Origin of the sequence: Proteus sp. G2675, assembly GCF_963886535.1 — a bacterium.
GTDB lineage: Bacteria > Pseudomonadota > Gammaproteobacteria > Enterobacterales > Enterobacteriaceae > Proteus > Proteus mirabilis.
This window is the reverse complement of sequence record NZ_CAWPCB010000027.1, coordinates 1-14886: the sequence shown is the minus strand read 5'-3', so window position 1 is coordinate 14886 and position 14886 is coordinate 1. Positions and strand designations below refer to the sequence as shown.

16 protein-coding genes are annotated in these 14886 nt (G+C 32.1%); 5 read left to right on the top strand and 11 right to left on the bottom strand.

The features are described from left to right. Window positions 1–123: 123 nt before the first annotated feature. The 3 genes from AACQ49_RS06705 to AACQ49_RS06695 all read right to left on the bottom strand — a co-directional run bounded on the left by AACQ49_RS06705 (window position 124) and on the right by AACQ49_RS06695 (window position 2078). Window positions 124–294 (bottom strand): hypothetical protein, encoded by a 171-nt coding sequence (locus AACQ49_RS06705; RefSeq protein WP_004242531.1) that lies wholly within the window; start codon window positions 292–294, stop codon window positions 124–126. Between the two features lie 202 nt (window positions 295–496). After that, window positions 497–853 carry an MmcQ/YjbR family DNA-binding protein gene (locus AACQ49_RS06700; RefSeq protein ID WP_004242530.1) on the bottom strand — a complete coding sequence of 119 codons (357 nt, stop codon included), beginning with the start codon at window positions 851–853 and terminating at the stop codon, window positions 497–499. Window positions 854–1415: 562 nt separating this feature from the next. Further along, complete coding sequence (locus tag AACQ49_RS06695; protein WP_004247914.1) at window positions 1416–2078, bottom strand: class I SAM-dependent methyltransferase; 663 nt, start codon at window positions 2076–2078, stop codon at window positions 1416–1418. A gap of 558 nt (window positions 2079–2636) precedes the next feature. Between AACQ49_RS06695 and AACQ49_RS06690 the strand changes: the two genes are divergently transcribed. The 4 genes from AACQ49_RS06690 (at window position 2637) to AACQ49_RS06675 (ending at window position 6859) form a co-directional block, all read left to right on the top strand. Continuing rightward, window positions 2637–3863 carry a phosphoadenosine phosphosulfate reductase gene (locus tag AACQ49_RS06690; RefSeq protein ID WP_049210503.1) on the top strand — a complete coding sequence of 409 codons (1227 nt, stop codon included), beginning with the start codon at window positions 2637–2639 and terminating at the stop codon, window positions 3861–3863. Between the two features lie 12 nt (window positions 3864–3875). Beyond that, window positions 3876–4517 (top strand): IbrB-like domain-containing protein, encoded by a 642-nt coding sequence (locus tag AACQ49_RS06685; protein WP_049219703.1) that lies wholly within the window; start codon window positions 3876–3878, stop codon window positions 4515–4517. 643 nt (window positions 4518–5160) lie between these two features. Further along, a complete protein-coding gene (locus tag AACQ49_RS06680; protein ID WP_004242524.1) occupies window positions 5161–5475 on the top strand; it encodes a helix-turn-helix domain-containing protein in 315 nt (104 codons plus the stop codon). A gap of 841 nt (window positions 5476–6316) precedes the next feature. Beyond that, window positions 6317–6859 carry a hypothetical protein gene (locus AACQ49_RS06675; RefSeq protein WP_004247910.1) on the top strand — a complete coding sequence of 181 codons (543 nt, stop codon included), beginning with the start codon at window positions 6317–6319 and terminating at the stop codon, window positions 6857–6859. Window positions 6860–6882: 23 nt separating this feature from the next. Here the strand turns inward: AACQ49_RS06675 and AACQ49_RS06670 are convergent, their stop codons facing one another. Beyond that, window positions 6883–7080 carry a hypothetical protein gene (locus tag AACQ49_RS06670; protein WP_004242521.1) on the bottom strand — a complete coding sequence of 66 codons (198 nt, stop codon included), beginning with the start codon at window positions 7078–7080 and terminating at the stop codon, window positions 6883–6885. Window positions 7081–7320: 240 nt separating this feature from the next. Beyond that, the gene (locus tag AACQ49_RS06665; protein ID WP_004242519.1) at window positions 7321–8169 is read right to left on the bottom strand and encodes an SDR family oxidoreductase; all 849 of its coding nucleotides are present in this window, start codon (window positions 8167–8169) and stop codon (window positions 7321–7323) included. Between the two features lie 89 nt (window positions 8170–8258). Here AACQ49_RS06665 and AACQ49_RS06660 point away from each other — a divergent pair, with 89 nt between their 5' ends. Then, a complete protein-coding gene (locus AACQ49_RS06660) occupies window positions 8259–8633 on the top strand; it encodes a winged helix-turn-helix transcriptional regulator (RefSeq protein WP_036920088.1) in 375 nt (124 codons plus the stop codon). Between the two features lie 123 nt (window positions 8634–8756). On the opposite strand, the gene AACQ49_RS06655 is transcribed toward AACQ49_RS06660, so the two are convergent. From AACQ49_RS06655 to AACQ49_RS06630, 6 genes are all read right to left on the bottom strand, one after another. Continuing rightward, window positions 8757–9218, bottom strand: coding sequence for a hypothetical protein (locus AACQ49_RS06655; protein ID WP_004247908.1), 462 nt, complete (start codon window positions 9216–9218; stop codon window positions 8757–8759). Between the two features lie 490 nt (window positions 9219–9708). Beyond that, window positions 9709–10167 (bottom strand): Hsp20 family protein, encoded by a 459-nt coding sequence (locus AACQ49_RS06650; RefSeq protein WP_004242516.1) that lies wholly within the window; start codon window positions 10165–10167, stop codon window positions 9709–9711. A 184-nt stretch (window positions 10168–10351) separates the two neighbouring features. After that, window positions 10352–10492, bottom strand: coding sequence for a cold shock small protein YmcF (gene ymcF, locus AACQ49_RS06645; protein ID WP_406819891.1), 141 nt, complete (start codon window positions 10490–10492; stop codon window positions 10352–10354). Between the two features lie 7 nt (window positions 10493–10499). Continuing rightward, window positions 10500–10712 carry a transcription antiterminator/RNA stability regulator CspE gene (gene cspE, locus AACQ49_RS06640; RefSeq protein ID WP_004247907.1) on the bottom strand — a complete coding sequence of 71 codons (213 nt, stop codon included), beginning with the start codon at window positions 10710–10712 and terminating at the stop codon, window positions 10500–10502. Between the two features lie 439 nt (window positions 10713–11151). Continuing rightward, window positions 11152–12276: an alpha/beta hydrolase gene (locus AACQ49_RS06635; protein ID WP_161778950.1), complete on the bottom strand. Its 1125-nt coding sequence runs from the start codon at window positions 12274–12276 to the stop codon at window positions 11152–11154. A gap of 1282 nt (window positions 12277–13558) precedes the next feature. Beyond that, window positions 13559–14764, bottom strand: coding sequence for a hypothetical protein (locus tag AACQ49_RS06630; RefSeq protein ID WP_161778947.1), 1206 nt, complete (start codon window positions 14762–14764; stop codon window positions 13559–13561). Between the last annotated feature and the right edge of the window lie 122 nt (window positions 14765–14886).

Below are 14886 nucleotides of genomic sequence, written 5' to 3'. Positions count from 1 at the left end.
ATCACAATATTGATAGATATGAATAGCAAATAGCTAATATACTTACAGCAAATATTAGCTATCTGATTAAATTGATTGATATTTAGTAATAATTAAGTTATTAATCAATAAGTTAACACTGTGTTAATGCACGGAACTATAATACTCAATAGATAAATCATCCACTTTTGCACCACTAAACTGAGCCCATAGTATAATTGCAGATAATACTTCTTTTTCATTCGTTGCAATAAATAGATTTACAAAGGACGTTTCGTTCCATAGTCCACTCACTTTATAAACCACTTTGTTCATCTTTACTCCACCTGACGCTATCAATGACTTTAAGGAAACACAGATTCAAAACTGTTATAAAGTTATTTTTAACATGGGTGCACTTTTGCTTTTTCCAAGTCATATAATCATCAAAAATAGATGCTTTTTCTAAACATATTCTATTTATAACTATAAGTTTTTATTATATTCACCTTGTTATTGATTATTAGTATTAAGCCTTTCACTGCGTCAGTTCGTAACTTTCAGAAATTAATGATTTTAGCTCAGTATCATCAAAATCTGTGTCTAAGCGAATAGAAATCCAATGCTCTTTGTTCATATGATAAGCGGGATAAACTGCTTTTTTTAAGCGTAGAGCACCCACTAAAGGCACCGGTACTTTTAAGTTAATCACATCGACTTTATTATTTTTACCCGTATCAAATAGCTTGTTTTCAGCGACATCCATGATGACGGCGAACCATTTAGAATGATTATGATGTCTGAAAACCGCATAATTAGGGTACTTACTCCATAAATATTCGGGGATTACGGCATATGTTTTCTGTATATACTCGATAAGCTCTTTTCTATTCATTGTCCGGTAATCTCATAAAATGATGTATAACTTGGTCACTAAACGCATGATCTCTAACATTAAGGCATCAGCCTGTTAAATAATTTATTATACATTTGTTATTTAACAATGCTAAATGTAGAGAGAACCCGACTATATTGTTATTATTATTGCTACTTATTTTTATTATCAATACATAAATTATTTATAAATATTTTTAGTATTGTACATATTTTTAGCGCTCCAAATAAGTAAAAATAACTAAGTATTAATATCTAATTTACAATTAATTGGTAAATTTTAGTTGATTAATTCTCAATGGTTAGATAATTTAACGCTTATCCATTTTTGATCATCTTAAATGGACACACACTTTGATTTGATTATCCCCGTTTTGCTTAGTTATATTTTATAACTAAGCTTTTTTCGGTTACTTTAAGCGATACACACTAGAAGCAATACTGTTATTTATCAAACAGTTGTCATTCTATCAAATAAATTAATTCTCTGAGGCTAACTTTATCTCCAACTGTGTAACGCCTTCTTGATACATTTTCAATTTATTCAAACTATACTACTTTTTTTATAATTTTTTATTTCTCGCGGTAAATAACGCGACAACTCCTTGAATATGAATAGATACATCGTAAAAAAAACAAGATAATACTTTTTCTAAAGCATCTGCCGAGTCAGAATAGTTACTAAAAATACCTTTTTTGTTATAAACAGACATCAATTTATTACCAAAAAAATTGTGTTCAACATCAGCCCCCAAGATAGTAGCACCATATAAAACACCCTTTTCCGTTAATATTTTACTTATATTTTCTATCACTTTCTTTTTACCTTCCATTGTGCCAGGTAAGCAGTGTAATAGATAAAATAAAGAAATAGAGTCAAACGATGAATTGAATTCATTAGGAAATTTATGATAGATATCATGCTGTAAGCAATAAGTTAATTTATCATCAACAATATTTTTTTTAGCATAATCTAAGCTATTAATATTAAGATCTGTTAATGCTATTTTATTTATATTAGCTAAAGCTCTTTTTAAGTAAAATCCTGTTCCTACACCAATATCCATATGGTTCTCACCAAGATTATTTTTAAAATGAGGTAGCAAATATTTATCTGTATCACAACGCCATGCATAACGGTTAGAAATATTTAATACCCACCAGTCATAAAGTTTTAATGCTGTGGGGGTATATACTTTAACTCCATTGTGAGTGTCTAGTGTCATACAAAATCCTAGTCGTAAAATGATTATTCTATGATTTATACAAACCACGAATAACTGGAAATAACGAATAGTTAAACAGGTAATCATCTAAACAAGACAACATAACATATTGAAATTAAATAAAAAAACAAATCAAACTCTAACGGTTAAGTAAGGTGTTATTGACATGAAAAGCGCCGATTAACCGGTTAAGAAATCTTCTTTCTCAGCTTAATGATAAGCAAACTTATTCATCTGTTTTATTTTTAGTAAATAAAAGATATTAAATCTCCCTTGCGCTGGATTATTTTATACATTTTACTGCATAACCAATTGATATTTAGTATAAAAAACCACCCAAAATGCATAATCACAGATCTATACAGCATAACGCCATATTGAAATAATATAGTAATATCTTTCCATAATCAGTTAGTTTAATAAAAACAATTAAATAGAGTAGTTACTCTACTGTATTAAAATAAAATTAATAATTACTAACAATTAATACTTACCTTTATCATCTAAATATGATTAAGTGATAATACTAACATTAGCTAATCTATTTTGGTGATAGTTATGTCTTTGAAACGTAAAATTGCGCTGGGGAAAAATGTATTAGAAGCTGCTCAAGAGAGAGTCCAGTGGATATTTGATACTTTTGAACAAATCACTCTCTCCTTTTCGGGAGGGAAAGATTCTACTGCGCTTTTTCATCTTGTTGCCGCACAAGCGCGAAAACAACATAGAAAATTTAATGTGATGTTTCTTGATTGGGAAGTTCAATATTCTGCGACTATAGATCATATTATAAAAATGAAATCTATCTACCAAGATTGTATTGAACAGTTTTACTGGATAGCACTCCCTATCACCACTGAAAGTGGCATTTCTCAATATGAACCTACATGGACAGCATGGGAGCCAGGTAAAAAATGGGTAAGACAACCGCCAGAAGATGCGATAACTGACCCTCACTTTTTCCCTTTTTATCACCCAAATATGCTTTTTGAAGATTTTACCCCTGCATTTAACCAGTGGATCACAGGTAATCATCGCAGTTCGATTATCCTGCTAGGTATAAGAGCGGATGAATCTTTAAACCGATTTATTGCCATTAGTAATAATCGAAAGTTACGTTATGCCGATGATATTCCTTGGACAACAGCATCAGCAGAAGGCTTTTATTATATGGCCTACCCTATTTATGATTGGCATGTTAAAGATATCTGGACTTATATAGCGCGTTTCAATTTACCCTATAACCCTATTTATGATCTGATGCACCAAGCGGGCGTTAGTTTAAGTCAAATGCGTATTTGTGAACCTTTTGGGCCAGAGCAACGCAAGGGACTATGGTTATATCATGTGCTAGAGCCTGAAACATGGAGTCTTGCTTGTGAACGAGTGAGTGGAGCTGATGCCGGAATGTTATATACGAATCCTCGTAATAAATCAGGTTTCTATGGGCGGCATCAAATTAGCAAACCTTCCCATCATACGTGGAAATCTTATGCTCACTTTTTATTAGCCAGTTTACCAGAGAAAACAGCAGAACATTATCGTAATAAAATAGCGGTCTATCTTCGCTGGTATGCCGAACGAGATTACCCAAATGGCATACCTGATGCACAAGAAGGTGATACTAGCACTAAACAAATACCTTCTTGGCGACGAATTTGTAAGACCATCTTGCGTAACGATTTTTGGTGTAGAACATTAGCATTTAGTCCTACTAAATCACACTGTTATGATCGATATTTCAAACGGATACAAGGAAAACGAAAAGACTGGCAACTTATTTAGCAAGGTGTGAATATGACCATTGAAACTATAATTTCTGTTTTAAAAGAGTACCTAGCAAAACTAAATGATGAACAAAAAATTGAAGCTCTCAATAAAATAAAAATATCGCTTCATCAAATAAGCCCATTTAAAAATGAACCTACTGACTGTGTTCTTTGGATAAAGCAACAACAAGTTATCGCTAATGACTATAATCCCAATGTCATGTCTCCGACAGAAAAGAGATTACTAGAAACGTCTCTGGTAAAAGACGGTTATACTCAGCCTGTTGTTGTCTTACCTATTCAACAATCCAAAAATAAACCATCACAATGGCAAGTCGTTGATGGTTACCATCGTTATTTATTGAGTAAAAAAAATAGCTTAAACAAGCGAATTAACGGCTATTTACCTATTACTATACTTGATGTTGAAAGTCATACTATGGCTGACCAAATGGCAGCGACTATTCGCCATAATCGGGCTAGAGGGCAACATCAAGTGGCAGCAATGTCGGATATAGTTAGAGATTTATCAAGATTAGGTTGGAATGACCAAAAGATTGGTGATGAATTAGGTATGTCACAAGATGAAGTACTACGTTTAAAACAGATTAGTGGCTTAGCTGAATTATTTTCAGAGCACAACTTCTCAGAAGCTTGGACGGTTAAGTAGAAATAACTTTGTATAAAGCACCAATAAATATATTTATTGGTGCTTTGTTAGTAATATCAACGACCATAGAAATAATTTATTTATATGGCTTACTTCCGTTTCTTACTAAATTAGTATTAATTTATTATTTTTCAGTAAGAAAAATTCATATTGATGGCATCCTATGTTTTATCTTAAAAAAACTAAAAAACAGCTTATTTTTAGCTCCATATTATCTTACTAAAATCATACACCTAAATTTATTTATCATTCAAAAAAATAATAAATTATTATAATAATTTTAGATATTCTCTTCTTTATTGTTGCTATGATAATAACAATCAAATGATTGATATTGACGATCGTAACCATTCATTTGATAGATGAAAGCTATCATTATATTACAAATCGATCGATAAAAACATTTTGATAATTACTTTATATTGATATTAATATATAAGAATAATCGATAATTTTGGTTATAAATACTAAAAATTTGCATTTATGTTAAATTTTACCGCTATCGATCTAAAAGTGATAGTTATTGTATTTCTGACTGTAGAATTAATAGCAGTACTAAATTAATACAGATATATAACATTTAATAGCAGTTAACTAAAAGTTAATTGCTTTTAAAAAATGCTTTATAACCTTATAAAAATAGATGATCATGATAAACTCCACGATTGCACACAAAATAAAACAAAGAAGAAAAGAGTTAAGACTAACAGGCATAGAAATGGGAAATCGCTTAGGGATAAGCCAGCAACATTATTCTCGAATAGAAAATGGTAACATAAAAATCACGGTAGAACTTTTGTTTTCTATTGCATTTATTCTCAATATGACGCCACAAAGTTTATTACCTAATTATAATTTATTGGATAAAAAAATCATTAATCTTTCAGATGAGAAAAATATCATCAAAGCAAAACAGGCTTTATCTGCAGAATTTATTATACCAATAAAAGAAAAATAATGCCTTATACATATTATTTAACTTTATTCAAGAATAATTATTCTTTTTGCTTGATTAGATATTAAAAAACTCGCAAACAAAAAAATCAAAAGCATATTAAGCCCTCATATTAGTAAAATCCCCGCCAAAAGCAAATTACACTAGACCAATCAACACTATAGAATATCGATGGAATTCCTTTTTCGAAGGTATGCTTAATCGATACTTAAAATAACACTGTTGTTAATATTATACTGTGATACAAAAAAAGTTATTAAGATAACTTTAAGATTATTTATAAAATATATAATTATTCTTATTTATTACTATACATGTTGATAATTTTGTATATAAAATTATCAACAATCCATGCTTTTTATAAACCGGAGAAATCAAGTGCGGTATATATTGTTATTAATTATCTCTTTGTTTTTTATTGTAATTTTTCTATTAAAAACACAGGGCAATACCAAAAACGATGTTATCAACCAACCCACAGAAATAGAAAGAAAATTAAATAAAAAAGTCGAAAGATGTATGTTTCACTCAAAAATAAAAACTAAACGTTTGCCTTGGATAATGTTAACGCGTAAACGTTCATGCTCTTAGTGAGAATAAGTGATCACTCTAGTTATTATAACTATTTTTACAAATAATACCGCTTATTTTATAATCAAAAAATCGATATTACTTATTGAGTTATATTAATATATAGTATAGTTTATTAATTCCTACCTCTTACTATAATTAATTAAGTTTTTCTAAAAACTGAACTTATTCAGAATACTATAAATAAATTATACTTAATATAAATTAGTCTATATAATACCCTATGCAATTTTATTTTGATTATGAGCTAACAATGAGTTCTATAAAATCACCTATAATTATCTCTATCACCTCAATTGCAGGTGGCGGCAAAACAGCACTTTCTCATTATATAAGAGAAAAGCTTCCATCAAGCAAATGCCTTCATTTTGATGATTTCGACTGCCCTACAGCACCTGAAGATATCGATGAGTGGATAGAACAAGGTGGTAATTATAACGAATGGGATATAAAGCCATTTGTTAAACAAGTTAATCAGACAATAGAAGAGTCTCAATATACTCATATCATTTTGGATTATCCTTTTGCCAGATCTCACCCAGCGCTACAACAGATGATCGACTATGCTTTTTTTATTGATACGCCACTAGATATCGCATTAGCAAGAAGAATACTGCGTGATTATAAAGAGAAAAGTGGAAATGATATTATTCATTATTTAGAAGAGTACTTAATCTACTCACGACCCTCATATACAGCAATGACGGAAAGAGAAAAGCTGAGTGCTGACATTATTATTGATGGTAACGCATCTGTGTCTTTAATTGCACAGAATATCCTAAAGTATATTGTTTAACCTTAACGCTGTACCGTATTAAATCAATAGCACCCACCAATTTTACTATTACATACGGTGATCTTCTGGTGCTGTCTAATCGTATTGATTACGCTGTCAGAATATGGATCTGGCTTCATCGCATCTTTACTCGATTGCTCATATTTATCAATATCAGACTGTGATGTCGAACATCCTGAAACAAAAAATAAAGTTAATAATATCGCTGAAACTAGCTTCATATAAAGTCCTATTGAGCTGAATAAATATTTTTCAATATCATTTAGTTATATTCATTTTTGTTACCTAGTGTAGCAGTCTATCCTACTATTTTACGACTAAAATTAATCTTTTATTAATTGATGCTCACCTATCATAAATAATAATGCTTATGAAAGGCACCCTGCATGTGAAACCCAAAATTTCAACTCTTAGGGTGCCAAAAAATTAAACTGAAAATAGAATAGATATTAGCTATCGATTTACAATATTGCTTTGATACTCTCCGCAAGTGTTGTTGTACGTCGGCCAATTAATTTACTTAGGGTATGACTATCATCAAATAATCCACCTTTGGATGCGCCGATATCAGAATCAGCCAGCATATTTGATAATTTATCGGGTAAGCCTGCCGTTTTTAACGCAGCGACAAAATCGGCCTGACTTAAATTGTTATATATCACTTGCTTCCCACTTTGTTTAGTCAATTCCTTAGCCAATTGCTCTAATGTCCAAGCTTCATCACCAGCAAGCTCATACACTTTACCTATATGTCCTTCTTCACTAATTACCCGAGCAGCAGCCAATGCATAATCGGCCCGAGTGGCTGAAGCTATTTTGCCATCACCAGCCGCCCCCAGAAAAACGCCATGCTCAAGTGCTGCAGGGACACTTGCCAGATAATTTTCTGTATACCAGCCATTTCGTAATAAAGTGTAAGATATCCCAGAATCAGCTAGCATTTTTTCTGTTTCTACATGTTCCACATGCAAGCTTAATGGAGAGCGATCAGCATGTAATATGCTAGTGTAAGCAATAAATTGTACATCTGCTGATTTTGCTGCCTCAATGACATTACGATGTTGAATGGTACGTTTGCCAACTTCACTTGAGGAAATTAAAAGTAATTTATCGACACCCTGTAAAGCTGTTATTAATGAAGCTTTATCATTGTAATCCGCTTGACGTACTAAAACTCCTTTCTGACTTAAAGACGATCCTTTTTTTACATCACGAGCAAATGCCACTATTTGATTAGCAGGAACGGTTTGAAGAAGGTTTTCAATCACATGTTGACCTAATAGGCCTGTTGCACCAGTAATTGCAATCATAAGATAACTCCTTAATGTATCACTTGTGTTTTGATAACATAGCACCTAAACTTACCAAAAGTAAGTACATACAAAAAGGTAAGTATACAATGACAATATCCACACTCTCGCAGCAATTACGTGAAGGAAATTTATTTTCTAAACAGTGCCCATCCAGAGAGATCCTCAAACATGTTACAAGTCGTTGGGGCATACTCATTTTAATAGCCCTACGAGATGGAACACATCGTTTTAGTGATTTACGACGTAAAATTGGCGGAGTAAGTGAGAAAATGCTGTCTCAATCGTTACAAGTATTGGAGCAAGATGGTTTTATTAACCGAATGTCATATCCTGTTGTTCCACCCCATGTAGAGTACTCTTTGACAGATCTTGGTGAGCAAATAAGTGAGAAACTCACGCTTCTTGCGGATTGGATAGAAATAAATTTACCTAATATCTTGTCACGACAAGAAGTGGAGTAGTATACAGATATTATTTCTAACAATTATGTATTTATACTTTAGTTAATAATTATTTATACCAAGATATCTTTATGCAATAAAAATGGATGGTTATTGATCCATCCATTTTTGTAGTCAAAAAAATCATTCACTTTTCTCAAATAGAAAATAACGCTTTAATTTTTTTGAAAATAATATAATAGATGTCAACCAAAGGGATAATCCAGCCAGAATAAGTTTACCTATAATCCCTCCAGATCTTTGAGCATCATTATCATAGCTTATACCACTTTCGTTCAAAGAAGTTAACCCATCATGGAAATTGCTCCATAACATGACGATAATGATTGGTAGCCAAGCTAAGATAGTCAATACCCGCGCCCTTTTATCGCACCTAAAGGAAAAGTAAAGCGCTGATATTTGTATAATTAAAACTAACAAACGAATAAAACTCCATAAATAAATTTCTATCTTTATCTCAGCGGGCATATCAAAACTATACAAATTTAATAACAGTGATGCATTGGTTATAAAAAAATATAATATCAGTATAATACAGCAGACAATCAAAAATTGAGTTATCCATAAAGAAAGTGGCTTTTTCATAACAGTTCCTATTTAAATAAAATAAATCATATCGTTTCTTTATTCTGAAGTCATTATTTTAATAATAGAAAACTCATTTCTATATTAGATAATAAATAAAAACTGGTATATTATTTACTAATAACTTATCTTTTAAATATTTAGTATAAATATCTATATCATTTTTTGACACACTTTCTTGTATCAACAGTATTTAATCTTTTAAACATTTACTACCGTATAAACTATCATGGTTAAATCTCATTATGCGTTCACATAAAGTGCCCCCTCTTAAAGAGGTTTGTTATGAACACATATACTCCAACGATTAAGTGTATCTATTGCGAGCCATAAACACCCAATCCATTTTTCTAGTGTAAGCTTGCACTTCTTTAAGCATCTGGTTTATTTTGCCCTTCTTTATTCAAATATTATAATTTATAGGCTATTACAAAAAATTAAGGCTACACATTATGTGCAGCCTTAATCTTATTTAAGCTATCTCACTAAATTAGCTTTTATCTTTATTTTCTATCGCTATTGTTTGCCGTTTTTCTTCTTCAGGTAACTCATACTCAATAGCAATGGTCAGAAGTCCACTTGATAAATCGGCTTTTTCTATTTTGACATTTTTACCGAGGTCAAACTGCAATGTAAACTGCCCTTGAGATATACCTCGGTGGATCCATTTATCATTGTCTTCTTCTAATTTTTCTTCTTTTTTCCCTTCAATCAATAAGCGACTTCCTTTCAATGAAACCGATAAGTCATCTTCTTGATATCCAGGCACACTCACTGTTAGTTCATAATGGTTATCATCAATCTGTTTCAGATTATAAGTCTGAGTCGGTGATGAAATTGGTTTACTGCCTGTTAACTGACTAAACAGGCGATCTATCTGATCAAAACGGTTTGAAAGTAGATTGTCAGATAAAGTTGGGAATAATGAAAAAGGTTTAATATTAGGCATATAATTCCTCCTTCAGTATTTATTGAATTATGGGCGATATCTGATTGGCCCAATATATAAATATGAACGAGCAAGCATTTTTCAAGCCCTAAAATATAAATTTTTTATCTTTAGTCAATATAAGATTGTAGATAGCAAAAAAACCCCGCCGAAGCGAGGTTTTGTATATTCAACTATTTAATGCTTAGCTCATTTGAGCTGTCATCACACTTTTGCAAAAGATACATTTTGCGCCGTGTGGATTGTTCACTGTAACATCAAATTGTGATGTTCTATATTGTGAACCGCGACAACTTGGGCATTTAAAATAGAGGCGAATTGTAATAGCGCCTTTAGAGAGCCACCACGTTGCCTGCTGCAGGGCCTTTCATACCATTTTCCATGGTAAATGAAACTTGTTGGCCTTCAGCTAATGTTTTGAAGTTATCACTTTGGATTGCAGAGAAATGCACGAATACATCTTTGCTGCCATCTGCTGGAGTAATAAAACCAAAACCTTTACCTTCATCGAACCATTTTACTGTACCAGTCATTGAATTAGACATAGAATTTCCTTTAATTTATTTAATTTGCCATAAGGCATATGTGGTTTGTTTGGTATTTTTACTTATGGGAATTAATTAGAAGGAATTCGCAATGAAGTGGTATCAAGGATAACGCTAAACGGGAACAACTTTAAACTGACTAACATAAATAGGTCTGTACTTCCAAACCAGTGACATCATTAAGCCATAGAAAAACTCAGATAGCAAACTTTATTTTTGGTGAATAAAAAATCTATCAATAAGATTGATATAGACAAAATCATAAAAACTTATCAATAAAAATAAGTTTTTATTTCCTTAAATCAAAGAATTAAAATAAAAAGAGATACCAGATATCTTTTAACCAAAACATTATCTGGCATCTCATATCACTCATCTTTCCACATTCAAATGATAAGAATAAGATTAAGATAGAAATTAATCAGTTATAAAATAGTTTTTAGTCTATTTTGCTATGCTCATTTTTCATCAGTTCAAATACAAAAGGCACTGAATTTCGCAAAGAGACATTGTATACATCTAAATGACCAATATTCGGATATTCATATACATATGCATTTGTGCCTGCTTCCAATACATCTCTTGCAAACTCTTGTTGCCAACGAGTTAACACATGAATATCTTCTAAACCAATCCCTATAAATACGGGCTTATCAACAAGAAGTTTTCTATAATTTAAACTTGACGCTTCTTGCTCTAATAGCTCGTAAAACTTAGGTTTTAAGCTATTTGATGCGTTTAATTTATTATCCATTACTAATTGACTTAATGGACTGATACAAAGCGTTTTCGCTTTTTCAACATAAGGTATTGCTAATTCTTGGAAATAATCTTCCACTTTTAAGTTTGGATTTTTATCAGCAGCAGAAAGATATAAGTACATCGCGTAAGGTAGCTTTCTATCACCTTCATCTTGAACACCATCACTAATAAAGTTTTCAAGTAGATTATCACTAAAATAAGGCGTCCCTGTCACTATCGCACCTAAGATATTTAATTCTGGTGCATATTCAGGCTGATAGCCGACAGAGGCAAATGCAGCATGAGCCCCTTGAGATTGCCCCATAAAGATAAAGCGATTACTTAGCGAAAACCCACCTTTCAAGACAGCTTTTGCACTATCCAAAGCGCTCCATGCTGTTGCTCTTTCATCCATATAATGATGCAACCCTGATGAGCCTAAACCTGGATAATCTGGTGCAACAATCGCAAACCCAAGGGATAGCCAAGTATTTAAATATTGCGATACGCGACTATTTTTAGGCGTTAATGAGGGAGCACAAGTTGGCGCTATCCCTACCGTACCATGATTCCATACAATGACAGGCCAACCATCTTTAGGTGCCTGACTTTTCGGAATAAAAACAGCACCAGTATCTTCACGGATAATTTCTCCATGAACACTGTCACAAGAAGTATAAGATATTGTGTATTGCGCAAAAGCTTCGCTTAACCCTAAGTCAGACGCTAGCTCTTGGCAATGTGTTATTACACCCGGTTTATTAGGGAGATTTTCATTAGTTTTATCGCCGGTAAATAACGATTTTTTAGTAAAGTGTTCCATAAATATTTCCTTATATTATTGATAAGTTTTTTTCCATTTAACTTAATTAGTCTTATAACTAGGGCATGTTTTTAGGCCTGTTATTCACTAATTTCAGATAACAAAAAACCTCACTAAATGAGTGAGGTTTAACAAAGTTTAGTGTGCTTAGTAACAAATTGCCCACTATTTAGAGATGATAAGACAAATTTTTTCGAAATGCAATCTTTTACTGTATACAATTACAGTATTTTGTATATTAATGTGTACTATTTATCTTTTCGCCAACTAGGTATAGTTAATCAGTACAAAAAAATGTTGATAAATCATCACGTGATCGCCTTGCTGCAAATAGTGTCGATATTACTAATGGGTTAGATTTTATTGGCGAAGCTATTTTAAATTTCTCCTTTGGCATCTATTGCAACTAATACACATTAATAATGCTATGGACAAATTGGTTTAATCTATTGCAATACTTAGTAGTTACTATTAGAGGCTTTCTAACTAATTGGTTATATTAAAATCTCTATCAACCCCGAGTTGATATCTAATTAAGTTTTATTTTGCTTCATTTAAACACCCTGTGAGTATAAAAATCACAGGGTATTTTTTGTTTATAAATACCATTCTCTATATAACTATGTTATTCATTATTGTAAAAAGCCAATTAATAAGCTCACAGAAGTGAGTTTATTAATTAAAAATTATGAGGTTCTTTAGCAACAGCCTTACGGATCATCATATCTAATCAATCCGTAATCTTAGACTAATGTATTTACCTTTCACATCGATAAGATAGTCATCGCCCTCAAATAGCGCACCTGAAGTATATATTGGAATATCACCATATACATGGCTATCTTTATATCTGCAATATAGTTGATAATGAGTGTGACCTACATATAAATCAAAACAATAGCACCAAAAGTTAAAATAAAACCTAAATTAAATTTATTAAAACAATATTGACAAATATAGGGACTTTATTTTTAATAGCTTATTAAGCCTAGTATATTAACTAGTAACTATATCATCAGTTGGAGAAAAACATTTAATATTAAAATAGCTCTGAAAAGACTTTGTAGATAAACTCACCTATCTCTTGTTTATCTGACATAATCTTCTTCAATAAAAAAACACCAGCAATTAATTGATGGCTATCAAGTACAGTTTGCACTACCCTACCTAATGGATGTTAAATATTTTTTAAATGATTTCTTTATGTTACCTAAATCATCAAGACTCCTCTTTAACATAACATGTAGTGCGCAAGCGAGTTATCAATAATACCGGAATACCGCTATTCAATTAAAATTGCTACATTAATTGCCCCTGTATATTTATTGGCTTTGATATTGCCATTAGCACAAAGGTTAAAAATTATGTTTTGTGTAAAACTCTTCATATTTTGTTGCGCTAGTTTATTACTACCGACGAGTCGCAAGGCCTCTTGTGCATTGGCTTGACAAATACTTGATTGTGCAGATTTTAAAGAAGCCACCACATAAGGCAGTGTGGTGATATTTTCAGTGCTACTGGTGGATAGCTCCATCCCTGTTTCACTGCCTGAGACTAAATTATTAAAAGGGCTCAGGGTGAGATAGATATTTTTATTAGCATAAGGGCAATTGACACTGATACTGGCTAAATTATCTGCTAATTTAGTGGGTGTTGCATAATTTTTCGCGATTTGAGTCGGAAACTGAATATTGGTAGACGTTTGGGGGATAACGTCACAGGCTTTGAGTGCTTTAATATTCACATTATCCATTGAACTTAATAATGTTTTAGAATCTACAGAAGAACCTGGACTAGTGCTAATGTTGGCATAAAATTTTGAACCATCACGCATGGCATATTCACCGGCCTCTAATGGCCCGATGGCATACGCGGAATAACTGGATATTGTTAATGTTAACGAATGAACTTTATCACTACCATCTACGTATCGTGCTGAGAAAAAATCACTATTGCCTTGTCTGGGCAAAAGACCCCAACTTAATTCATTAGAATTAGAGGAAAAATTATTATACATATTTGTCATAGCGGTGGTTTGGGAACGACTAAATGAAAATGAAGCATTCTCATATGTGCCATTAGCTCTTTTATAACGCAATGTACCATATCCACTGGGTGCTAAAACAATAAAGGCCCCTTTGGGATTGCTTTTATTGTAGATAGCCACACCCGCTCGTCCAATTTCAGAGTAAAAAGGTATTGGTTGTACCACTAATTGATAAGGCTCCCACCGAAAACTTATATAAGGTGTATTCGCCTCAAGCACTGACCTTACCATCCCATAATTTTTCGTTGTTGAACCAACTGGCGGAGTGACCTCCCCTAAATAACCTGTTGAGCCAATAGGAACGGATAACTCTAACGCATTAGCGGAATGAAGGAATACTATTGGTATCAAGAATAACGATAAACCGTATCCCCCTATTTTTTTTATCATTGATGGACACATCGAATTTCGATATTTTGTCGAAAGCACTCTTTTATTCACGTGTATCTCCAGCATTAAAATAAAAACAATGTAAACATATATAAATGATTATAAAATAATAATATCACTTTTAAATATGATTACATCAGCTATTTCATTATTTTAAGATAATTAAAAATAAA